Annotated in this window: 17 protein-coding genes and 1 pseudogene; 1 reads left to right on the top strand and 17 read right to left on the bottom strand. The window is 41.5% G+C overall.

The window, feature by feature from the left end; all coding sequences use genetic code 11:
• Positions 1-5: 5 nt before the first annotated feature.
• The 8 genes and pseudogenes from CGC65_RS25270 to CGC65_RS25300 all read right to left on the bottom strand — a co-directional run bounded on the left by CGC65_RS25270 (position 6) and on the right by CGC65_RS25300 (position 9,282).
• Positions 6-1,295 carry a glycine/sarcosine/betaine reductase component B subunit gene (locus tag CGC65_RS25270; RefSeq protein WP_002565595.1) on the bottom strand — a complete coding sequence of 430 codons (1,290 nt, stop codon included), beginning with the start codon at positions 1,293-1,295 and terminating at the stop codon, positions 6-8.
• A 162-nt stretch (positions 1,296-1,457) separates the two neighbouring features.
• Positions 1,458-2,330 carry a MerR family transcriptional regulator gene (locus tag CGC65_RS25275; RefSeq protein WP_002565596.1) on the bottom strand — a complete coding sequence of 291 codons (873 nt, stop codon included), beginning with the start codon at positions 2,328-2,330 and terminating at the stop codon, positions 1,458-1,460.
• Positions 2,331-2,567: 237 nt separating this feature from the next.
• Positions 2,568-4,463 carry an alpha-L-arabinofuranosidase C-terminal domain-containing protein gene (locus CGC65_RS25280; RefSeq protein ID WP_002565597.1) on the bottom strand — a complete coding sequence of 632 codons (1,896 nt, stop codon included), beginning with the start codon at positions 4,461-4,463 and terminating at the stop codon, positions 2,568-2,570.
• 5 nt (positions 4,464-4,468) lie between these two features.
• On the bottom strand, positions 4,469-5,311 hold the full coding sequence (locus CGC65_RS25285; protein WP_002565598.1) for a carbohydrate ABC transporter permease: 843 nt from the start codon (positions 5,309-5,311) through the stop codon (positions 4,469-4,471).
• A 14-nt stretch (positions 5,312-5,325) separates the two neighbouring features.
• Positions 5,326-6,216, bottom strand: coding sequence for a carbohydrate ABC transporter permease (locus CGC65_RS25290; protein ID WP_007035801.1), 891 nt, complete (start codon positions 6,214-6,216; stop codon positions 5,326-5,328).
• A gap of 22 nt (positions 6,217-6,238) precedes the next feature.
• Positions 6,239-7,174, bottom strand: a pseudogene (locus CGC65_RS25295) (ABC transporter substrate-binding protein); the annotation flags it as partial.
• Positions 7,175-7,189: 15 nt separating this feature from the next.
• Entirely contained in the window at positions 7,190-7,525 is a 336-nt protein-coding gene (locus tag CGC65_RS31955) for a type 2 periplasmic-binding domain-containing protein (RefSeq protein ID WP_002565601.1), read from the bottom strand.
• Complete coding sequence (locus CGC65_RS25300; RefSeq protein WP_002565602.1) at positions 7,522-9,282, bottom strand: glycoside hydrolase family 2 protein; 1,761 nt, start codon at positions 9,280-9,282, stop codon at positions 7,522-7,524. Before CGC65_RS25300 ends, CGC65_RS31955 begins: the two co-directional genes overlap by 4 nt.
• A gap of 338 nt (positions 9,283-9,620) precedes the next feature.
• Here CGC65_RS25300 and CGC65_RS25305 point away from each other — a divergent pair, with 338 nt between their 5' ends.
• The gene (locus CGC65_RS25305; RefSeq protein ID WP_002565603.1) at positions 9,621-10,589 is read left to right on the top strand and encodes an ArsR/SmtB family transcription factor; all 969 of its coding nucleotides are present in this window, start codon (positions 9,621-9,623) and stop codon (positions 10,587-10,589) included.
• A gap of 146 nt (positions 10,590-10,735) precedes the next feature.
• Here the strand turns inward: CGC65_RS25305 and CGC65_RS25310 are convergent, their stop codons facing one another.
• The 9 genes from CGC65_RS25310 to CGC65_RS25355 all read right to left on the bottom strand — a co-directional run bounded on the left by CGC65_RS25310 (position 10,736) and on the right by CGC65_RS25355 (position 23,294).
• Positions 10,736-11,389, bottom strand: a complete 654-nt coding sequence (locus tag CGC65_RS25310; protein ID WP_002565604.1) for a MutH/Sau3AI family endonuclease — start codon at positions 11,387-11,389, stop codon at positions 10,736-10,738.
• A gap of 13 nt (positions 11,390-11,402) precedes the next feature.
• Positions 11,403-13,277, bottom strand: coding sequence for an ABC transporter ATP-binding protein (locus tag CGC65_RS25315; protein ID WP_002565605.1), 1,875 nt, complete (start codon positions 13,275-13,277; stop codon positions 11,403-11,405).
• Positions 13,264-15,198, bottom strand: a complete 1,935-nt coding sequence (locus CGC65_RS25320; RefSeq protein ID WP_002565606.1) for an ABC transporter ATP-binding protein — start codon at positions 15,196-15,198, stop codon at positions 13,264-13,266. Before CGC65_RS25320 ends, CGC65_RS25315 begins: the two co-directional genes overlap by 14 nt.
• Positions 15,199-15,293: 95 nt before the next feature.
• The gene (locus CGC65_RS25325; protein WP_002565607.1) at positions 15,294-16,163 is read right to left on the bottom strand and encodes a restriction endonuclease; all 870 of its coding nucleotides are present in this window, start codon (positions 16,161-16,163) and stop codon (positions 15,294-15,296) included.
• A gap of 1,005 nt (positions 16,164-17,168) precedes the next feature.
• A complete protein-coding gene (locus tag CGC65_RS25335; protein ID WP_002565608.1) occupies positions 17,169-18,266 on the bottom strand; it encodes a restriction endonuclease subunit S in 1,098 nt (365 codons plus the stop codon).
• A gap of 4 nt (positions 18,267-18,270) precedes the next feature.
• On the bottom strand, positions 18,271-19,440 hold the full coding sequence (locus CGC65_RS31580) for an HsdM family class I SAM-dependent methyltransferase (protein WP_002565609.1): 1,170 nt from the start codon (positions 19,438-19,440) through the stop codon (positions 18,271-18,273).
• Entirely contained in the window at positions 19,440-20,273 is an 834-nt protein-coding gene (locus tag CGC65_RS31585; RefSeq protein WP_002565610.1) for a hypothetical protein, read from the bottom strand. Before CGC65_RS31585 ends, CGC65_RS31580 begins: the two co-directional genes overlap by 1 nt.
• Before the next feature lie 464 nt (positions 20,274-20,737).
• Positions 20,738-22,171, bottom strand: a complete 1,434-nt coding sequence (locus CGC65_RS25350) for a hypothetical protein (protein WP_002565611.1) — start codon at positions 22,169-22,171, stop codon at positions 20,738-20,740.
• Between the two features lie 109 nt (positions 22,172-22,280).
• Positions 22,281-23,294, bottom strand: a complete 1,014-nt coding sequence (locus CGC65_RS25355; protein ID WP_002565612.1) for a virulence RhuM family protein — start codon at positions 23,292-23,294, stop codon at positions 22,281-22,283.
• Between the last annotated feature and the right edge of the window lie 135 nt (positions 23,295-23,429).

The raw sequence follows: 23,429 nt of genomic DNA on the forward strand, positions 1-23,429 counted from the left end.
CCTCCTTACAGAACCACGGAGTACATCCTGGTCATCCCCATCTGGTTCATTGAACACATGATGGCGACCATGTTTACATCAACACTGCCATCTGCATTGTAACCGTCAAGAGAACCGCCGGAAAGTACCCTAATCTGTTTTGCATCTCCTATAATCCTATCCATCTTTTCCAGGTGAACGGGCATATAGTCCGCATCTGTCCCGGTATTGATACAGGCATCAGCCTCCGGTGTGCTGTCTGTAGTGCCCTCTTCCCCACAGCATGCGGAAAGCATGCCCACGGTTTTGATTCCTGCTTTTTCCAGACTGCGTATCATCATCATCAGATCCGCGTCCGGATTTCCCGCTCCCTCTTCCACTACCGCTGCAACATCCCAGCCAAGAGACCTGGCCATTCTGACAGCCGCGTGACTGTTGCGTTCCTTATCATGGAGTACCGTATGGGTGGGTGTTACAATACAGCCGGCAAATTCCAGATCCACACCATGGTGCTTATACAGCTCCTTTAACAGGGGATTATTCTGGTGGTCCCATGTGGTATTTTTATCACTGGCAATCACGCAGCATCCATTTACGATTGCACCGTCAAAGATCTCATTTGGATTCATGTAGACAGGATTTGTTTTTCCCGCATTAACCCCGTATATGTAGTTATCATGAATCAGGCCCTGGGCCATAGCCATATAGATGACCCCGGCCTTTGGCAGTTTCCTGGCAGGGTCCACAGGGGTAAGCTGATAAGTCTCATATGCGTCGGCATCAGCATCCATTGCAGCCTCTGCAACATAATTGGCAGCATGGAGCCCCAGCAGCCTGCAGGCAGCTTCATGGGCATGGGGTTCTGTGCCATCCGGGCAATTTCCGACGACTACAATGTTGTTCAGCTTAGAGTAATAACAATAGTCCGCACAGGTTCCCTTCATATCAATCACACCCTCCTGCACACCAACTATGGTTCCTGTAGTAACAATGGCACAGCCTTTAAATACCTTAAGCCGTCCCTCTCCGCAGCCTTCATAGGCCCCTGCAAAGCCCGGGAAGGATGAACCTGCTCCCTTGCCGTCGAGCTTTACCCTTGGCTCAACCACATCCTTAACTGGTATGATTCTCACAGATTCACCTGGTCTTGCGAGATCAATGTCAATGGAGCTGAAGAAAGGATCCGCGATTGCCTCAACCATTTCCTGTTTGTTGATAAACAGGATGCCGGACCTGACTTCTGTTTTTGCGCCGAACCGGATGTCCTTTATATGGACGATTTCCATATCCAGACGCAGGTTTTTATCAGTACTCATCTGCTAACCTCCTCCTGTAAAATATTAAGAAAACGCGTTTTTCCTAAATTTGATTATAGAGATTCAAGTTGATGTAAAGTCAAGGTTTACCTGATAATTTTCAAACAAAAAAAGAGCGGAAAACGCTCTCTTTTTAAATGGTCCATATATCAAATCATTCATTTATTCAGGCAGCTCAATAGGGAACATCACATTGGTGATATAATTCTCAGAACCGCATATATTGGCGCAGCTTATCATGTATTCCTCTATGGGATTGCCTGAAATTTTCAGGCCGTATTCCGCACAATAATCCATCAGTTTTTCATACTGCTCCAAAATATTCCTGTATGGGCCCACATGGGACGTGTAAACACACCACATTTCGGGAAACAGGGTAATACCCTTCATGTCCTCTTCCGGCTTTACCACAGGTAATATCCACTGGGATTTATAAAAAGGTTTTTTTAAATGTTCCATACCAGGGTCCTCAAACCTGGACGTTGCAGGCCCGCAGATTCTCAGATGCTTTTGCTCACATATATCATAGAGAAGCCTGTGGGTGGTAGAAAACTTCTCCTGCTCATAAAAACACCTGTAAACCGGTATGGTGACAGCATAGGCCGCGGGGTAATACTTAATCTTGATAGGAATGTGGTTTTCCCTGCAAATCTTTGCGCTCTCAAAGTACCCTAACCCCATATCCACATTTCTCATCAATTCTTCCAGATATGCCTTTTTGAAAAGCAGATGGTCCAGCTCATCGTTAAGCAGAACCATCCTATTAATCAGTGCCTCACGCTGAAATGTGAGACTGCTTTTTTCACATAGTGCCTTAATGTCTGCTACGGTGAGACCCAGGCGTCTCATCTCGGATATAAACATGCATTTCATGACCTGCTCTTCCGTATAATAGCGGTATCCCGTCTCATCATCCCTTATTTGAGGCTTCAAAACACCCTGTTCATCATAAAAGCGGAGGGCTGTTGCCGGAATCCCTACAATATCGGCAAGCTTACCAATTGAATACAGATTATTTCCCTGCTCATCTCTCATAGAACCCCCCTGTTCTAAAACCTTCCACTTGGTGTAATGTTATTTTACACTATATATAGATACCTTTTCCCGCAGCCTCATAATATTCTGTCCCTGTCAACCCATTATTTCCAGTATATCACGAACCGTAAAATCTTCTACCTGCTTTTGCGCAGTATAGGAATACAAAAGGCTGCCACGAAAAATAACTGTCTGAGTCATTTCGTGTGCAGCCTATGTCTGTGATATGAGAATATCTTATGGCAGAAGTACGATTCTATTTACAGAATGTTTCGCCAGCGTAATTCGGCCGGACTGTGTCTGCATCATGCAGGCAGCCGGTACAATGGATTCATCCGGCAATGTGTTCATATCGGAAGTTTTCTCCGAAGTAATGGTGGTGATTTCTGCTTTTTTCACGGTTTTATTTGGAGTTTCATATTTAATTTCAAGAACCGCTTCCTGGTCACAGGAACGGTTCAGCGCAAAAATAACCGTATTTCCATTTTCGTCAAGGCAGGCCGCCGCATCCACGTAGGGGACACCGGAAAGCGGTTCTATATTTCCAATCTGCTCAGACGTACTGTAGGTTGGCGAGAAAACATCTATGTCTAAAACCTCTTTTAAACGGCTTCCGGAATACATGGACATAACATGGTACGTTGCAGTCCCAAATGCATGACCGTCCTTGCTTACAATGCATCCTCCGGGCCATCCATTCACCAAATCTGACAAATTACACATGGCAAGCTTATCTGTATTCCTTAAAAACATATTGAGCATGCCGGCATTGAAAATAGCGGCCTCTAATGTCTGTTCCCGGTAAGAGTCAATAATGGTTCCCACATTATACTCTGTAACTGCTGCCATGGCAGCCGGATTGCCGCTTTTGCGTATGGTCTCGCATGAGTCGTTTAAAATCCCTTCGTACTTTTTCACGGAACCAGCTGTTGCGTAGTAGATGTCCCTGCTGTCATGCTCGCCCTGTATCTCTTTCTGTGAATACATATGGAGACATACCACATCCATTTTGTCTCCGATGATTTCTGAAATCTTCCGGTTCCATTCCTGGGAAATACTGTCTCCGTCCCCGCCGCATACCATGAAAGTGATGGTCGGATCCTTCTCCTTCATGGCTTCATAAAAGGATAGATACTTGACCGCATATCCGGAGGCATCCAGATGGCCTATTTCCCAATCACCAAAGGTTTCATTTCCGATATCCCAGTATTTGATGTTCCAGGGTTCGGGATGGCCGTGGGCAGCCCTTAACCGGCCGTAAGGCGTGTCGGCCAAGCCGTTGCAGTATTCCACCCAATTTGCGGCTTCCTCCGCTGTCCCGCTTCCAAAGTTGACGCAGATCATAGGTTCACAGCCGATTTTACGGCAGAACTCCATATATTCGTCCATACCAAAGCTGTTATCCTCGTATCCGCCCCAATGCTCATTTTTACGGACCGGACGGGTGTCCCGCTCACCGATACCGTCCTCCCAGTGATAGCAGTCGGCAAAACAGCCGCCGGGAAAACGTATCACAGCAGGGGAAATGTTTTTTATCCGTTCAAATACTTCTCTCCATATTCCGTCTACCGTATCAGAAGGCATGAGAGAACAGCCATCCACCCATAATGTGCCCGCTGCTTTTAAGCGGATTTCCATTGTTCCTGTGTAAGTAACTGCAGCGGATCGAAAATCAAAACAGTATTTTTTCCATTCCCCGTTTACAGAAATGGTTTTGCTTAAAAATTCCCGTCCTTCTTTATCGTAAATTTCAATGGAAACAGGAACCTCCTGCTCAGACTTCATCCAGACATATCCTTCATACCTTCCATTCTGGATACATAAACCGGTCTGCGCGGTTCCGGCATACCCGTCATAATGGTTTCGGTCTGTTATCTTAAGAGAACAGCCTTCCCGGGAAATAGTGTGGTCCCAGTCCTGTTCAAAGTGAAAGGCATCTTTTACACCTGTCCGGTGCCAGAAATCAGGAACTCCGTCTTTTACGTGCTCCGATATTTCAAAACTCCTGTTTTTTAACAGCTGCGCCCACATGCCTTCGTCGATACAGTCTCTCATATATTCTATGAAGTGTCCGAAAATCAGAGGGTTTACAGGCCGTTTATTTCCTTCTTTGATAGTAATTTCCGCTTTCATTTGTTTTATCCTTTCATACCTGTCATTGCGATTCCCTGTACAAACTGCTTCTGCGCAATAAAGTAAGCGATTAAGATTGGCAGAAGGGACAGGCACGCGCCCGCCATAATAATACCGTATTCAACCACATGGGTTCCCATGAAGGTGGCAAGACCAGAGGGAAGGGTTTTCATATTATCATCCGTTGTCAGGAGCAGCGGATACAATAAGTCGTTCCACTGATACATAAAATGAAATATGAACAGGGATACAATGGCCGGTTTGCACAGCGGAACCATGATTTTCCTAAAAATCCCGAATTCCGTGCAGCCGTCAATCCGTCCGGCTTCTTCCAGCCCTTTGGGAAGGGAGATAAAGAAGGAGCGCATCATGAAAATACCAAAGGCATTGGTTGCCCGCGGAAGGACCAGTCCCGGATACGTATTGATAAGGCCAAATTTAAAAATTTCAATGTAGAGCGGAACCATGATTACCTGGAAGGGAATCATCATGGTTCCCATAACCATAAGAAACATAATGTTTTTTCCGGGGAAATTCATTCTGGCAAAGGCATAACCTGCCATGGTGTCAAACACCAGTGATGTAACGGTCACTGCTGTGGAGAAAATAATGGTATTGCGGTAGTATTTTAAAAATGGAACCCGCTTCCATATATTGATATAGGAATCCAGACTGAACCTTCCCGAAAACAGCTTTGGCGGATAGGATACAATCTCGGCTTCCGGTTTAAATGATGTGACCAGCATCCAGATAAACGGGTACAGAACGATAAAGGCCAGGGCTGCAAGCAGGATGGTTATAATGATCTTCCCGGTATTTTTCCGGTAAATGTTATTTGTCCGCGTCATGTGTATTCCTCCTGTCAGCCCAAATCTTCTTCACCTTTTGTCATATGTTTAAAGGTGAATACTGATATAATAAAGGTGATGATAAACAGCGCAACCGCAATGGTGGACGCGTAGCCCATGTTGAACGAATCAAAAGCCATGCTGTATATAAGCTGCACCAGTGTCTGTGTCTTAAATAAAGGTCCGCCCTTCGTCATGATGTATACCTGGTCGAATACCTGGAAGGAGCCTATGATGCAGTTCACAACCGTAAAACTTAACGTCGGCATCAGCATGGGGATGGTGATTCCCCTGAATTTCTGGAATCCGGTGGCGCCGTCAATATTGGCGGCCTCATAATAGGACTCATCAATTCCATTTAATCCTGCCAGAAGGATGACCATATTAAAACCAAAATTTTTCCATACGCTGACAAGAATGACCGTAGGCATGGCCCATGTGGGACTGCTCAAAACATTGATTGGGTTGAAACCAAGGAGTTTTGCCCAGTAGCAGAACATTCCGATGTCCGGATTAACCAGAAAACTCCATAGGATGGAAACAATGGTCATGGAACAGATGGCGGGAATAAAATAAACAGACTTAAAAAATCCGTTCAGCCATCCCTTTCTTTTTACCGCAACCGCCGTCACAAGAGCCAGCCCGATTTGCACGGGAACCGTGAAGGCGGTGTAATAAACCGTATTAAAAAGGGCATTCCAAAACTTTTTATCACCCGCCAGCTTTGCGTAATTACCCAGCTTTTGAAACTGGAAATTCTGGAACATCATGTCGAATTTGAAAAAGCTGAATATAAAAGCGATAATCAGCGGAATAAATACGAATACGGTAAAAATGGTCATGGAGGGGAGAACGAAATAAAGGCCGGCTCTTTCCCTCTTTCTTTCCAGTGAAGTTTTCATCATTTACATTCTCCTCTACAGGGTCCTATTCCAGCATGCTCTGAATGATGTCATTTGCTTCATCCAGGGATTCTTTTACATCTGCGTTCTGCAGAAGAATTTTTTCAAATGCAGGAGTAATAGCCTGATTCTCAATATCTGCAAAGTTAGTTAACTGCTGCAAATACATCTGGCTCTCATTTGCCGGTTTTGCAAATTCTTTGATATATGGATTTTCGTTTAAACGCGCATCGTCCGCGATATCAGTTCTTGCAGGCGGAAATCCTGTTCCCAGGCACCACTCAACCTGTGTGTCAACAGAATTCCAGTATTTGAAAAAGTCGTAAACCGCCTCTTTATTCTTACTGGATGCAGTTAAAAACATGCCAACACCGTTTGCCTGTGTAACCTGCTGCTCTGGTCCCTTTGGCGCCTGCGCAACACCAAAATCAATGCCTGCGTTCTTAAATCCGGTGGTTGCCCATGGCCCGCAGAAGTACATGGCCAGCTTCTGGCTTTCAAACAGCTTGTCAATTTCACCTCCGGTTAAAACCTCCGGACCAAATTTCTTGTCACGGATATTTTCCGCCCACCTGGTGATGGTTTCCACATTTTCAGGACTGTTGAAAACAGCTTTTCCATCTTTTATGAAATCTCCGCCATTTCCCCACAGCATGATACACCACATTGGGGTTGTCTCCTTAACCGCCATGTCAAAACCGTATTTTCCTGTTTTCTCCACAATCTGCTCTGCATACTGCTCCAGTTCATCCCAGGTTGCAGGAGGCGTTTCCGGGTCTAATCCGGCTTCTGTAAAGATTGTTTTATTGTAATATAAAAGAAGGGTTGCAAAGTTCATGGGTACGCCGTAATAGGTCCCCTTCCACTTTAAATTGTCCTTCAGCGCATCGGGCACCACTGATTCATCAATGATTCCATCTGCATAAGCATCGTCAACAGGCGCCAGGGCACCCGGTTCCGCATACGTGCCAAGGCGCTACGGAGCAAATGCCAGGATATCAGGCCCCTCGCCTACAGGAAGTACCGTGGCGAGCTTCTGGTAAAGGCTGTCCCAGGGCATTATATTCATCTGTACTTCAATGTTTTTATCATTGGTATCATTGTACTTTTGAACAAGTGCTTCCAGGGTGTCCTTATCAGAACCCGTAAAACCGTTCCAAAAGGTAATTACTGTTTTTCCGCCCTCAGATCCCTCTGTCTGGGCTGCTTCACTTTTTGTTTCTGCCGCTCCATTGGAACCGGAGCATCCGGTTAAGGCAGCTGACGCCGCCATGATTCCTGCCAGTCCAAGTGCTAATAATCTCTTTCTCATTTTCTTCCTCCTTGTATAATGGTTCTTATTTTTTCGGCACCCACTTTGTCCCGTCTGTTCATATCCATGTGTCCGTTTTGTTCCTGTTCTACGTCGGTCAGCTGTGTGTAACAATATCCGCTGATAAAATCCATACTATATATCGCGTCTGTCAGGCTATTCAGCCGTTCCAGATAACTGCCTTCTGATGTTTCTGCGTTCCCATATCCCCACGCCTTTTCATCCTTACAGAAAGCGATTCCGCCAAATTCACTTAAAATAATAGGCTGTCCCTCATAACGGAAGCCGCCGGCAAAGACATAGCGCTCCCCGTTAAAGGATTGGGTATTGGACAGGTTTTGTTCCCAATCCGTCCAGTGGCTAAGAAGATCCTCCCCATATTCCGCATAATCATGAAGTGTTATGATATCGGATTTCGTGTGCTCCCATCCGTCGTTGCTGATGACAGGCCGGGTGGCGTCCAGGGATTTCGTCAGATAGTAAATGGCTTCCGTAAAAACCTGCTGTTTTTTATCACATAGGATTCTTGGAATCCCCCAGGATTCATTAAATGGAACCCAGGTAATGATGGACGGATGGTTATAATGCTGTTTTACAATGTCAACCCACTCTTTTGTCACACATTCAATGGCCCTGCGGTCAAATTCATAGAACGAAGGCGCCTCGCACCAGACAGTAAGACCATAGACATCAGCCCAGTAGTAGAAGCGTTCGTCTTCAATCTTTTGGTGTTTCCTCACTCCGTTGTATCCATATTCCAGTATTTTTTTAATATCCAGAATCAGCGCCTCTTCATCCGGCGGGGTCAGCAGGGACGATTCCCAGTAGCCCTGGTCCAGCACCATCTTTAAATAAAAGTCCATGTTATTGAGTTTTACTCTGCCGGAATCAGTGGATATTTTCCGTAAACCGAAATAGGAACCAACCTCATCAATTACCTTCCCATTTTTATAAATTCTGATGCATACATCATAGAGGTTAGGTGATTTAGGACACCAGTATCGTACTTTCCACTTGATTTCATCATTAACAAGAGAGATTTTTTTGGAAAACGCATTTTTTATGACTTTATCTTTTCCGGAATAAATGGTAAAATTCTCAAATGTAATAATGGTTTCAATTTCAAATGAATCAGAGCTGTCCTTCCATAAATTCAGTTCATAATCAACTTCCAGGGAATTTTCGTCATAGAGAGGTGTTAAATAAAGGGCTGTTAAATAACTGCTGTCAGTTTCTTCTGCCCATACATCCTTCCAGATTCCCGTTGTCTGGGTATACCAGCAGTCATAATTTTGTTTAAGCCACCGCTGTTTTCCTCTGGGCTGTACGGTTGAATAGGTATCTTCAATGCGGCAGACCAGCTGATTCCCCGTTTTTTTAAGTGCTTCGGTAATATCAAAGGTGAATCTGGTATATCCGCCTTCGTGAACTCCCATATAAATTCCATTGACCCAGAGCTCCGTCCGGTAATCCGATCCTTCAAAGTTTAAAAGGATTCTTTTCCCTTCGTGAAGTTCAAATGACTGGCTTCTGGAATACCAGACAACATTGCATTCATCCTGTACCCCAATTCCGCCCGCCGGACTTTCATACGAAAACGGGACGATAATTTTACGGTCTTCAAATCCATTCTGCCATCCGCATTTGATTCCCTCCTTTCGGGGATCGAATCTGAAGTTCCATTCTCCATTCAGGGAGAAAAATGATTCCCTCACGAACTGTGGTCTGGGATATCCTTTTTTATAAAATTTTGTCATGGCACCCTCACATCTTTACTTGCAGTTTTAATGTATCTTTAAAATAGCACTTATTGTACAAAATGTCAATATATTATGGGTATAATAATAAAATATTTGTGCATATTTCCAAAATTAATGTTTTGGTGTGGTTTTATTAATACAGTATTACTGTAACAAATGGCAGAATTAACATTCTATCTCCTTGTTTTTTACTTTTACACCCGATATAATAATACAATAAAGCATTCTGAATGGGTATGGCTGAAAAAGGTTTGCTATGCAGGAAGTTGTATGTGTGTAAAAGTCAGCTATGTGTAAAATTGGCTATGCATAAAAGTCAGCTGCGGGGGGTATCTATGAATCGGCAATCAGCAAATGAAAAAGAAAAGATAGACCGGCATATTGTACTTGACATTGATTCGGAAGAGAATTATGAATTATTTGAACGGCTTGGGAAGGCACTTTCATCCAGAGTCAGAATCCGGATGCTGGCGCTGTTAAAACATAAGTCCATGAATATCGTGGAACTGGCGCAGGAGCTTACGATTCCTGTTTCATCGGCTGCATTTCATGTGAATATGCTGGAAGAAGCCAATCTGATTAATACAGAGATGCTTCCGGGCGTCCGGGGTTCCCAAAAAGTATGCAGTTCCAGGGCAGAGGATGTGTTTCTGTCTATCAACACTTCTCCCCTGGAAAAGGAGCGGCGGTCATTCAGCGTGGATATGCCCATTGGGAATTATTACGATTTCAGGATTCATCCGACCTGCGGAATGGTAAACGAGGAAACCTACATTGATTCCTGCGATGATATAAAATCTTTTTACTCACCCGGCAGAAGCGCGGCACAGTTAATCTGGTTCCAGAGGGGTTTTGTGGAATACCGCTTCCCGAACCATTTCATCAGCGGCAAAAATCCAAATTATGTATCATTCAGCCTGGAAATCTGCTCCGAGGCACCTGGATACCGGAATGTGTGGCCCTCCGACATTACATTTTCCATCAATGACAGGGAACTTCTTACCTATACCTCTCCTGGTGATTTTGGAGGAAGGCACGGAAAACTGACACCGATCTGGTGGACAGACGGAAACACACAATTCGGTCTTTTAAAAACAATCAGCGTGGATGGGAGCGGAACTTATTTAGACGGGGTGATGAAATCAGAAGAAATCAACATTGATACCCTTGCGCTTTCAGCCCAGCCCTATATCTCTTTTAAGATAGAAATTAAAAAGGACGCAAAACATGTGGGCGGAATCAACATTTTCGGAAAATCATATGGAGATTATCCACAAAATATAGTGATGCATGTGGAGTATTGACCGGCGGGGGCCGGTTAGCAGAATAAAAGGTGGGGTGAAATCAGACGTATATTAAAAAACGGGCCGGCGGTGAATAGCCGGAATCGGCAAGGCCGGCAGAAGAAGGCCGGATTCGGCCTTCCTGACAAATGTTCCGGTACCCATACCTATCTGCTCATACTGCGGATATCATAGACAAACTCCTTACGGAAATAGAACGCATGGTTCTTATTTGAAACATAACGGCCATATACTCCGGAATAAATAGGGTGATACGGCATTGAATCCTTGCTCCGCACCTGTATATGCTGTCCGTTGGATGTATGTATACGCCTATCCGGGCTTGTCTCTATGTGCATCCTCAGCTGCCTGCAAATGGAGTAGTAATCTGAACGCCAAATATCCCGAAGCTGCGCATACCGGGGCGAACTGAGATCGATATGGATGCTGGGCAAAAACATCCAGTCTTTGGGACTGCCGTCTTTACAGACCGGCACATATAAAATATTGCTGATTTTTTCGTACAAATGCGTTTCCTCAAAGGGGCGCTCCTGAATAAGTTCATCGATCACACTGCTAATCTGTGTAATAAAAACCGTTTCCTTTGGATTACCCGCATTATCACACTTGTTAGTTTTCAATTCCCCATCATCAAAATCCAGATTTGTGCTGGACAAATGCATTCCCAGGGCCAGCTCCAAAAGCTGGCCTGTTTTCCCTTTATTAATGATAATCATGTTCATATCGTTCTGGCTGAACAATTCCTCAAATCTGATACCTGCTAATTTATTAAACCGGACACACGCTTCTTGAAGTCTCATTTTTTCTCCTTATTTATGGCTGGCATACTGATTCCCAATCTGTTTCTCCCGCGAACGTTGCCCCTGCGAACACCTTCATAGCCTCCTCTTCCTCAAACTGCCTGGAATACAGTTCATAATAATATCCCTTTTGCTCCAGCAGTTCCGGATGACTGCCCCGCTCTATGATTTTCCCGTCCTTTACAACCAATATCAAATCAGCCTGACGGATTGTGGATAAACGGTGTGCAATCACAAAGGAAGTATGTCCCTTCAGCAGATGGTTGGTGGCATCCTGAATCAGTTTTTCCGTCTGGGTATCAATGGAGGAGGTGGCCTCGTCCAGAACGAAAATGGCAGGATTGGCCAGAACCGCCCGCGCAAACGAAATCAGCTGCTTCTCGCCTGTGGACAACAGGCCTCCGCTTTCACCCACATCGCTGTCATACCCCTTTTCCATTTTCGCCACAACCATGTCCGCAGACACATTCCTGGCCGCCTCTTCAATCTCCTCATCCGATGCATCCAGGCGGCCATACCTTATATTTTCCCGCACAGTTCCCGAAAACAGGTGCGGATTTTGCAGCACATAACCAATCTGGCTGTGAAGCCACAGCTGCGACCGTTCCCGGTAATCCACGCCGTCAATCAATATCCTTCCCTTTGTCGGTTCAAAGAAACGCCCCACCAGGTTCACAAGGGTAGACTTTCCCGCCCCTGTCTCACCCACAATGGCAACATTCATGCCGGCAGGCACATGAAGGTTAAAATGTTCCAGCACATATTCCTTCCCGTCCGGGTACATAAAGGAAACATCCTCAAACACAATGTCTCCCTGGATTTTTTCCCAATTACACTTATTGGGTGAAAATGCGTCTCCGTACTTCCTGAGCACATCGGTTCTGTCCACCACATTGGGCTTTTGTTCCAGCAGATCCATCACCCGCTCAATATTTGCCTGACAGGAAATCAACTCCGCCAGCAGCCTGGCAAGCTGCTGTATGGGTTCAAATATAACAACCGCATACGAGATAAATACAGACAGCGTCCCCAGTTTAATGATATTTTCCTGGACCATATAGCCGCCCTTTGCCAACACCACAGCTGAAGCCACAGAGCTGAAAAACAAAATAGCCGGAATATAGACCGCATTCAGCTTAGCCGAACGGATCGCCGCCTGATGCATATCCGATGTCTTTTCAAAGAAGCGTTTTTCATTGTCCGATTCAATGACCATACTCTTTGACGTCTTAACCCCGGTAATGCCTTCATTGTAAGCGCTGGTAATCTGGGAATTGATTCGCCTCACCTTCCGGTTCCATTTCAGAATCCGATTCTGGAAATACACGGTCAAAAGGGCAATACACGGAACAATCATGGTGATGATAAATGCCAGCTGCGCGTTCAGCATAAACATAATCACAAACACACTGACCACATAAATCAGGGCCCAGAACATATCCACCAGGCCCCAGGCTATCATCCCCGCAATCCTCAGAGTATCACTCATCACCCGGGCGTGGATATATCCCACCGGAGTCGTATTATAGTAGGAAAACGACAAGGTCTGCAAATGTTTAAACTGCGCTCTCTTTAAATCCTTTCCCACATTCATCTCTATGGATGTAGCCGCGTGAACCGACACATACACGCAGACAGTCTGGGCCACAATAACAGAAATATAAACCAGGGTAAATACTCCAAGCCCATCCAAACGGTCCGGGATAATGAATGTGTCAATGGCATAGCTCTGGAACAGAGGCACAAGGATATCCACTCCCGCAAGCAGAATATTAAGACCCAGCGTAATTGCGAAAAACTTCTTATACGGCTTGAAAAACGGAAACAGCTTCATCCATATGCGGAAGCTGAAGGGATTGTTATACTCCTGTTCTTCATATGCTGCCATTGATTATCCCCCCATCCATCTTATCCTCTATCTTATTATTCTCTTTACTCTTCTTATCCTTTTTATTCTTTTTATCCTTTTCATCCTGTCCCATCAGGTCTCTATCATCACGGCTCATCTGTATTTCATAAATCCTGCGATAGATTCCATTTCTCCGTATCAGTTCCCCGTGGGTTCCGCGTTCTTCTATTTTTCCCTGATTCAGTACCAGGATTTCATCCGCGCCCATAAGAGATGTCACTCTGTGGGATATCAGAATAACCGTAGCCTCCCTCATATGTTCCTTCAGCGCGCAGCGGATGCGGTAATCTGTCTGGGAATCCACTGCTGATAAGGAATCGTCAAACACCATAATGGGAGCTTTCCGAAGCAGCATTCTGGCAATAGCAATCCTCTGCTTCTGCCCTCCCGACAAAGTAACTCCCCGTTCCCCCACAAGAGTGTCATATCCATCCGGAAAACTCATAATGGCGTCGTCAATACACGCAATCTGAGCCGCGTACCGAATCTCCTCCAGAGACGCGCCTGGTACGGAAGCCGCTATATTTTCCCGGATTGTCCTGGAATACAAAAAGGGTTCCTGCAATACCATTCCTATATTTCTCCTGAGCTCCTCAATAGGGATTTCCTTAACAACTCTGCCGCCAATACAGATACTTCCCCTGTTTTCCTCCAGCTCATAGAGCCGTGAAAGAAGCTGTATTACCGTAGACTTCCCGCTGCCCGTTCCGCCCAGAATCCCAAAGGTGCTGCCTTCCGGAACTGTAAATGAAATATCCCGGAGCACATCCTTTCCTTCCTCATATCCGAAGGATACATGCTGGAAGGAGATATCATACTTTCCACTGGAATGTTCGCGTTCCTTCCCTCCTTTTTCATCTGTCTTTCCATAGGCTTCTTCCTGGGAGCGTATGATATAATCCACACGTTCAAACGAAACGCCAGCCTTGCTCATATCAGAGAGAATACGCCCAAGGCCGCGGATTGGCCACACCAGCGTTGAATTGTAAGCCGCAAACGCCACAAATTCACCAACCGATATGGAACCATTCACAGCTTCCACCACTCCGAAAATAATAACCGCAATCACCTGCAGCCCCGTTATCAGATCCCCAATCCCCCAATACAGTCCTGATAACGTCCCCAGACGAATCCACAGCTTGGCAAAGGCATTATTCTTCTTGTCAAACCGCTCCATCTCAAATTGTTCCCGTCCGAATGCCCGCACCACGCGCACTCCTGTTGCATTCTCCTGCACGACCGTGGAAAGTTCTCCCTCTGCCTCGTCCGCAGTGGTAAACCGCTTGGCTATCAGCCGGTAAAACACAGTGGAGTACACCACAACAACCGGCACGAACAGGAGAACGATGCAGGAAAGCTTTACATTCATGGAAAGCATCATGACAAAAGACGTAAGCACAAGAAAGGCCGTGCGGAACACCTCCAGAAGCTGGGTAACCACAAATCCGCGTATCACCTCCACATCAGAAGTACACCGCTGGATAATATCCCCTGTCTGGTTCCTGTCATGCCATCTTATGGGAAGCTTCTGCACATGGATAAATAATGTATCCCGCAAATTTTTAGCAAAATTCTCCCCTGCCCTGGCTGTATTGGTACGGCTGATGTAGGTAAAAATACCGGAGGCGATTGCCACCGCCACAATCATCAGCGCCAGAACCCAGAGGTGGCTGGATAGGTAACTTCCGCTGGTTCCGCTGCTACTGATGGTTCCGCTGCTTCCACTGAGCACCTCATCAATGCTGAAGCGAAAAATCTGCGGTGTCAGGGCATTTAATATGGTTGATACCAGGGATGCGGCTACGGCGGCGGCAAAATAGAGTTTGGAGCCCTGGAGGAATCTGAATATCAGATGGAGTTTTCTGTGTTTGGGGATTGTGTTTTTTTGTATGTTTTTCATATATTTACCCTTTTATATCGCTTATGATTAAATGCTTGATGCTATCCAGTTGATAAATACTGTCTATGTAAATGATGTACCAGTAAATCCGGGGCCTAAATTGATAAAAACCAAGCATCATCAATTACATAGTCATTGACCGGGGCAACTCCTAACTGTAATTCTCTCAACTTGTCTACCAATTCATCCCCATCAACTAAATCAATCGGAGTAGCTCCAGGTCTATTGGCCTCTTCAATTGCAGGCGCAGAAAACTTACCGGTTGTAATAAACAGGCCTTTATCAGCCCTTCCCTGCATAGCTCCTCTAAAATCCCGAATTTCACCAGCAGACACACTTCCTGTATATCTTTTACACTGAAAAAGCATATGGAAGCTAATTATTCCATTCAATTTTATTATTCCCATTCCATCAATTCCACCATCCCCAGTCTTTCCCGTAACTTTTACTTGTGTAAATCCAGACTCTCTTAATAATCGTTGTGTTAAACGTTCAAATGCATCCGGTTTTAAATTTTTTAATACATTTTTGAGTTTTTCGCGCCATGTCTGGATTTCATCTGGTGTATCAACGCCGTCATTTTCTAAATTATGATCCTCAAGACTTATCTCTTTCGTATCTTTCATCTTTAATAAGGTCATTTCACGAACCTTTTTAACAATTTCATCCGAATTTATTTCCTGTAATTCACGGCCTACCGTAGTTAGCGCCCATACTCCACGTGCAGAATTCTCTAAAATTCCAACCTTTTTCATATATGTTCTTGTCCACGCCAACCTATATTCGACTTCTGATTTACTGGTATCACCATGCATAATTGTTAATACTTCTGGAGATAAACCTAATATTTCAATCGTTTTATCATCAATCTCTTGTATCGTTCCCGACCCCCCTAATTCTTTTATGGCCTGAAACAATTCCTGCATCATTTCATGATATGCCGGTACTTCCTCTGTTTTTCTCATATAGCTCATCCCCTCTTTCTTACGTAATATCTCAAAACCCTTCTTACATAATTATCCAACCCTTTTCTACTAGGCAGATATAATCCATATTTAGATACTAACGAAATTCCTTTTTGCGAATCGCTCGAAATGATTGTTTTCCTAAAAATTATAACATGATTTTTCAGAACTGGCGACTCTCGTTTTATTCGAGGATTAATTTCGAGACGCGTCCTTTCTTTGTTTTCTACTTCCAACAATAAAATTTTCGATATCATAAGCATCAAAAACTTTATTCTATACAGTAGCCATGGCTCTCATCATGCTCCTGTTCCTCTATCTCTTGCCGACTGCCATCGGATTTCTCTAGCGGCAATTCAGCAAAAAACGGGGATATGCCACCTCATTTTTCAATCTCTTTTCTTCATAAAAACCGCCGCTCTTCACAAGCGACGGCTACCGTATTAATAAATAGTGTTTATATATATTCTTTTAGTGTAAATATAGTCATCTCATCTTTTTGAATTGTATTTAACTCAAATAGATTTTCTCTGGTTGTCATTATATTTTGGAGATTACGACCTAAAATAATATATTGATTTTGAGAATCAAAAGATATATACTTCATAATAATTCATACACATTAACTTTACAGAAAATTGTTTATAAAGAATATCTTCATCTATCTTTAACTTAATTAATCTATCAAACAAACTGTTTCCATAGATTACAATATCTATTCCATTTTGCAATCCCGGAATATCATTTCAATAAATTTTTAATAAAATCTTCTGAGAATACATTATCATCCAATAAATTATTTTCTGCCTTTGCCTCTAAATCATTTACATATGTTGAGGCTGTGAAAAAGATTCCCAAAAGGCGCAGTTTGACCTTGGCGTAGTTTTCATTTGATCAATATTTTCTATCTGCTCATCAGAATAAACTCTATAATTTTTTGTTCATTTCATAGTATCTTGGTACTGAGATGATTAAACCATCTTATAATGTTTTAACCTGCATACTCTACTCTGTCTTAAGTATATTGTTTTTCCAATTAATCACATCTCTTAGCACAATCTTTTCCATAGCCTTCATATACATTTCAATAAAATCATAATCTGGTTTATTATTTTTGGTTGGTAATAAAATTTTATCATTTTGTATTTTGGCCTTGCTGACGCTATCGCCCCAAGAATATTTATGTTTCAAACTATTATTAATGCAAGTAACTAGATATAATTGGATTAGCTTATTCCTTTTTTCTTTATCCATTAAATACAAGACCAAATTATGACTATCATTTGAATAAAAGTCACTTTCTTGATATGTTACAACAAAAGTTTTACCTCCAATAAAAATACAATTACCTTCATCTAGGTATTTTTCATTATATGAAATGTAAGAACTAACCGCATTATTTTCAGCGCTTGCACATAGATACGGCGTTTCACCACTATTTTCAATAATACTCCTTGATAAAATACTTCCAGCGTTTTTGATGGTAAAAAGATCCGCTATATTATACTCATGAAATTTCAAAGTTTTAAAAGATTCTAATACTTCTTTCTCCTTATCTGTTAAATCAAAATCTTCTAATAAATTATTTTTCAAATAGTTTTCTATTGTGACTAGTCCATCTTTCTCTAACGAAGACACATAGTTTTCCATATATGCATAATCAACTTTACCATCTTTTCCTATAGGCAGGACTATTTTTGTGTTTTTTAAAGCAATTTTTGTCGCTTTAGCATTATAGGTAAAACGGGTTTCTATTGCCTTTCTGATTGAAGTCATAATATATAATGCTGACTTTACATTAAGAAAACTAGATTGCAATACACTTGTGGCTCCGTGACCATCCTTTAAATAAAACGGTGTTTCAAGATAGACAATATTTTGATTATTTGAATGTATGAGTATTGTTGGTAGACCTTCTTTATTATTTAAAACGCTTGGATGTAAGTTATAATATCCGATAATACCATTATGATTGGTTGCTTGTCCATAAAAAGGATACTTAGGCTCATCATCAATAGACAACTCTTTAATTGTTAATGGATCTATTTCTATTTGTGGTTGCCATTTTAAAACTTCTTCCAGCCTGACTTCTTTATAGTTCACTTTGCTATTCTCCTCTAAGAAATTTCGTTACCTCCCAAGATAAGTAATCTCGTACAGTCTTTTTAAAATCTTCTTCTGTGGGAACCAAATCAATTTTTTGATGTTGCTCAAAATTCCAATCATCTCCATTTCTTGAAATAACATCCATTACAACTTGATTTTTAATGTCCCAAAGTTCTGAAGAAACATTGGCTGTGATACCATTTTTATATACTTCCACAATATCTCTATATCTTTGTGATGGACTATCCAATTCATAAATACCACGCTTTGTACGTTTATATCCGTCATTTCTAAAATCGATAAACTTCACTTGCTTTTTATAGTCATGTTCTTTACCTGTATGTTCTAGAATATAAATACTCGTTTGTACCCCTGCCATAGGAAGAAATAGGTCAACAGGCATTTTAATACTTGCAACTAATTGATTTTTAGAAAGTATTTCTTTACAACTGATAATGCCTCTACCACTGCCCGCAGAATCTTGTATAATAATAGCAGCTTTCCCCCCTATTTTCATGTTTTCAAGCCCAAATTTCAAAAATGGCAAACCATTTTCCTTAAATGTAAAAGGTGGATTGAGTAGTAGTGCATTGGCATTAAAATTTCTATACAGCTCAGGTGGCTCATCAAAAGAAGAACCTTTTCTAATATTACTAGAACCATCACCTCTTAAAATCATATTAGTAGAGGCAAGTGTATACATTTCTGCATTCAGTTCAACACCTAGCAAACGTTGTTGCTTTATTTCATCAATTTTCTTATTTGCTTTTGTTGTGTTCTTACCATATTTTTGCTCCACACATTCAATCATAAGCTTCATTGCAGAAATTAAAAAACCAGCAGACCCAGTTGCCAAGTCCATAACTTTTGAGTTTTCATCTATATCCAATATTTGAGACATCATTTTTGTGACATAAGGCGGGGTCAAAACAATTCCTAATTCTTTTCCATCCCCAAAAGCATATTTTAAAAATTCGGAATACATTTCTCCCATTATATCCAAATGACCACTCATTGAGTCAATAGATAAAAAGATGTTCTCAAAGATATATGTAAATATTTGTTTTGTGACACTTGCCTCTTTTTCAAGTAGCTCTGCAACGATATCGTCAAGAGCAGTGATTTTATCACGGTCATGATCTTTATTAATCTCAGTAAAAGACTTCATCATCAATGTAACTTTGTCAGCAGGTATTTTTTTACATTGAGATAATTATTTATATGCTTAACGATTAAGTCTCCATCACGTTCATCGTCTAAATCTAACCCCTTCAAATCATTTGGAATTAGTCCCTTTTTCTTATCTGCAATATCCTGCATAGATAATAGCATACCCGAAACATAAAGAACCCTTTGTGGTGCAGTAATAGCATGATTATGCATAAGTTTATTTAACTTTTTTGCATATTCTTGAAGTTTTGCTTGAGAATCGATTAAAACTCTATGTTTTTCTTCTTCTGTTAGTGTCGCAGCTTTGTAAAACTCAGCGAAAGACAATTTATTCTCTAAAAAATCCAAGGTATTATAACTACTAACAAGTTTATAAGTTTCGTCAGTAGCACCGAAAACATAATATACCTCAATAGAAACATTTTCCTCACTGTCTCCTGCAATGCCAATTGCAACCACTTCACTATATTTTTTACTCATTATTGCGCACTGTGCATAATGTATTGCACCATTTACCGCAAAGTTTTGTACTGATTTTATATCACGTTTAACTTTACCCTCTTTTATAGCAGATAATTTTGCTGTACCTAATTTATTTTCAATAATAACAGGGATGTTAAATGACTCTAGCTCAAAATCAGGTTTCCAAGACTTACCCTTTTCTTTTTCCCCTTCAATTTCAAGCTCTAATCTTTTAAGCTTAACACCCATTTGCAATGCCGATTTTAAATGAGGGGACATTGCAGATTCAACTGTATAATTATTTTGTCCTATTCTTGCAAACTCTGATTTCACCCAATCATTTACATTATCCTCTAATTTCCAGCTTGCCATAATTACTTTTATCCTCCACATCTCCGCCAGAGTTCACTCCAGCATCTATTTCTAATCTTTTTAACTTTCACAACTTTCCTACACAAGTGTAAGATATGGTTTCTATCTTAACCTATTTGTTCATTGTTTCCAATACGCCGTAAATAAAGTAAATTCATAATTTATACTTAGCCCTATTAACAGTTAAAAACAACAAATCAGCTCCATTCTTTTTTATTTCCGACACAATTCGACACATACCTCGCAGTGTGTTGAGTGGATAATAATGATGGCGAATAGGCAAAGTAATCCTGTTCTGCTATTTTAAACGGTTCATAACAACATTAACAACTATTTGCATTTTTCCTGATATTTAGAAATGAATTAAGCGTATATAACATCATATAAGCTTATAATAGCCACTTATTTACAACCCTCTCTGTTTTGCCTATTTAAGATAACCTGTCTCTTTCCTTCGCTATTTGTTAGAGCATATTCTTTATAATGGTCAAGGCTACATTAGTTCCGGTTCTATTATCACTTGGGGATTTAGCAATAGTTGTCCAATAGCGCCCATCACCATAATAGGTTAATTTATAATGTTTACCTTCCTCTGAAATTACAAAGCCAAGTTCAGTCAACAACTGTCTCATCGAACTTGATACATTCTTATACCCTTTTAACGCAGATTTCAGCTTCTGCGCCTTTTGACTAGCAATATGCTGGCAACCACCATTGTTATAAACAACATCTTTAAGAATATCGGCTTGTCTGGTTTTAGAATCAATCTTTGCAAGTTTTTCCTCTAATGCAACAAGAATCATTTCCTTTATCTCATTAGGAAAAAACTCATCCTCGTCACCAAGATATAAAATCGGTATTGTATCAATACCATTTAATTTTGCACGTAGTCCTTGATTTTCGTACAAAAGTGCCTCATTTGCATGTGTCAAATCTTCTATCTGTCTTTGCAATTTTTGTAATTCTTCATCTACGGACTCAATTAATTGATCCGCTTCAGATTCAGCCTGTTTCTTTGCTGTTTCAGCAGCCATTCGTTCTGCACGCTGACTACTCAGGCGATCTCTCAACAGCGCATTGCTGACACCTTGCCAAGTATACAACGTATCCACAAGCTGCGAATTGCTATATTGAATAACATTACGGATAACTTTCTCAAGGAGAATAATATCACTCCCCTCATATTCACGATAAAGATATCGTCTATGCCCTATCGCTGGGTTGGGATAATATATTCCTATTGCCCCATAGTATTCGTTCTTACTGTCACATAACTCCCGAATTCTATCATTGAGCTGCAAACTCTTTTCAACAAGAACATGTGCAACACCTTTTAATCGTCCTGCAATCCTTTGAACATTTATAGGTTCTTCATCATAATAGGTTCTGGATATGTACACTACAGGAAGATGATACTTTTTCCTACCATTTATTACATTCGTAAGAATTTCAACGTTATCTTCCGATATTGCAACAGGACCACGTGATATTGGCATATCTCCATCTGACTTGAGATATCCTTTTTCAATCAATAACGTTATAAAATGTGGCGTTGAGAAAGATGGATTTACTGCGAGAGCCACCTCCAAATAACTCCGGTCGAGGCGTATAGACATCTTCATATCATTGAAATTCATCACATAGTCTGTATCCCAAACAACACCATCTCTCTCTATTTTTTCATATCGTATAGCTATAATATTTTGATTGCGGTATTCTTCGATAGCAAGCCAAAGGGAATCCGTACCATACCGTATATTTCTCTCGCCTTTCCAATTTATACCCTGTATAATATTTTCCGAATGTGGGCTCCCCTGATTCCATTCAATTGCAAGCTGAATAAAGTCTTCCTTTGTCATTAAATTATTGATTTCTAAAACTGTTGAAAATAATAGCATCTGTATACCTCCGTTTCTTCTATAGTGTAATCATCTAATATTCCAAAAGATAGCACAGATTTCAACCAAGATTAATTCCTTATAATATCAATTGTTTCTCATTAACACATTATTTAGAGTCTCTGTCCAGTTTATCTAATTCCCCTATACCTTCCAAAAAGTGACATTCTACAGGAGATAATATATATTCCGGATTTCTTTTATACTTTTCATACTCCAAATGTGCTTTCTCTAATGCCTGCTGATGTGTTACTTTCCCCTTTGTTGTTAATATATCACGTCTGGTCATCCTGAGATAATCATCAATCGTCTCCAGCCAGTCTTTCATATACATTGGTTCCTGATTTAAAGCATGTACCTCTGCAATATCCAAATATGCCGTTACAATTTTATTGAGTGCATCCAACTCTTTTTCATCAAGATAATTTTTCGCCACTTCTACATCCGAGAGTTTTATACGTTTGCCACTCCATGTAGTCAGTCCCATATTATCTTTATCTGCATCTGCCCTTTGGTAAATCACCTCTGCCGCTGTATGCTTATGTGCTGCCCAATGCATCTTGTTTTGAACCTGTTTAAAAAACTGTACGGAACTCTCCGCCTTCGGATTGTAGTCAATACTGGTCGCATAGATTTCCAGCACTTTTCTCCAAAACACTTTTTCTGAAGACCTTATATCCCGGATACGCGCCAGCAACTCATCAAAATAATTTCCTCCACCAAGATTCTTTAATCGTTCATCATCCAGCGCAAATCCTTTAATCATATATTCTTTCAGGATATTTGTAGCCCAAATCCTGAATTGTGTTCCTCGCAAAGATTTCACGCGATAGCCAACAGAGATAATAACGTCAAGATTATAAAAATCCACATGATATCTTTTTCCGTCGGAACCAGTTGTTGCAAAATTTGCAACAACTGAATTTCGGCTTAACTCGCCTTCTAAAAAAATATTTTTTATATGTCTGGATATCGTGGATTTATTTCTTTGAAATAGATCCGCTATCTGATCTAACGATAACCAAACAGTATCGTTATCAAACGTAACTTCAACTTTGGTAACTCCATCCTCTGTTGTGTACATCAATATATTAGATTTTTCCACTTTCTCTTCCCCCGCCAAAAGATCTCCGAAAAAAATTCGATGATTATACTATTCCTTAAGTTTCCATATCCATTTCACTATATTTTACCATACTCCCCTCACCATTACCATCTGAAAGATTCCTTCATTTCCGTTTATTTTCCCCTCTGCAAC

Origin of the sequence: Enterocloster bolteae, from assembly GCF_002234575.2 — a bacterium.
In the GTDB taxonomy this organism is placed as follows: Bacteria; Bacillota; Clostridia; order Lachnospirales; family Lachnospiraceae; genus Enterocloster; species Enterocloster bolteae.

Excerpts from the sequence above, each read along its gene's own strand:
- CGC65_RS25305 (WP_002565603.1), top strand. The coding sequence starts at position 9,621 with ATGAATCGGCAATCAGCAAATGAAAAAGAAAAGATAGACCGGCATATT.
- CGC65_RS31585 (WP_002565610.1), bottom strand. The coding sequence starts at position 20,273 with ATGGCAAGCTGGAAATTAGAGGATAATGTAAATGATTGGGTGAAATCA.
- CGC65_RS25350 (WP_002565611.1), bottom strand. The coding sequence starts at position 22,171 with ATGCTATTATTTTCAACAGTTTTAGAAATCAATAATTTAATGACAAAG.
- CGC65_RS25270 (WP_002565595.1), bottom strand. The coding sequence starts at position 1,295 with ATGAGTACTGATAAAAACCTGCGTCTGGATATGGAAATCGTCCATATA.
- CGC65_RS25290 (WP_007035801.1), bottom strand. The coding sequence starts at position 6,216 with ATGATGAAAACTTCACTGGAAAGAAAGAGGGAAAGAGCCGGCCTTTAT.
- CGC65_RS25275 (WP_002565596.1), bottom strand. The coding sequence starts at position 2,330 with ATGAGAGATGAGCAGGGAAATAATCTGTATTCAATTGGTAAGCTTGCC.
- CGC65_RS25315 (WP_002565605.1), bottom strand. The coding sequence starts at position 13,277 with ATGGCAGCATATGAAGAACAGGAGTATAACAATCCCTTCAGCTTCCGC.
- CGC65_RS25280 (WP_002565597.1), bottom strand. The coding sequence starts at position 4,463 with ATGAAAGCGGAAATTACTATCAAAGAAGGAAATAAACGGCCTGTAAAC.
- CGC65_RS25300 (WP_002565602.1), bottom strand. The coding sequence starts at position 9,282 with ATGACAAAATTTTATAAAAAAGGATATCCCAGACCACAGTTCGTGAGG.
- CGC65_RS25320 (WP_002565606.1), bottom strand. The coding sequence starts at position 15,198 with ATGAAAAACATACAAAAAAACACAATCCCCAAACACAGAAAACTCCAT.
- CGC65_RS31580 (WP_002565609.1), bottom strand. The coding sequence starts at position 19,440 with ATGATGAAGTCTTTTACTGAGATTAATAAAGATCATGACCGTGATAAA.
- CGC65_RS25325 (WP_002565607.1), bottom strand. The coding sequence starts at position 16,163 with ATGAGAAAAACAGAGGAAGTACCGGCATATCATGAAATGATGCAGGAA.
- CGC65_RS31955 (WP_002565601.1), bottom strand. The coding sequence starts at position 7,525 with ATGAGAAAGAGATTATTAGCACTTGGACTGGCAGGAATCATGGCGGCG.
- CGC65_RS25285 (WP_002565598.1), bottom strand. The coding sequence starts at position 5,311 with ATGACGCGGACAAATAACATTTACCGGAAAAATACCGGGAAGATCATT.
- CGC65_RS25310 (WP_002565604.1), bottom strand. The coding sequence starts at position 11,389 with ATGAGACTTCAAGAAGCGTGTGTCCGGTTTAATAAATTAGCAGGTATC.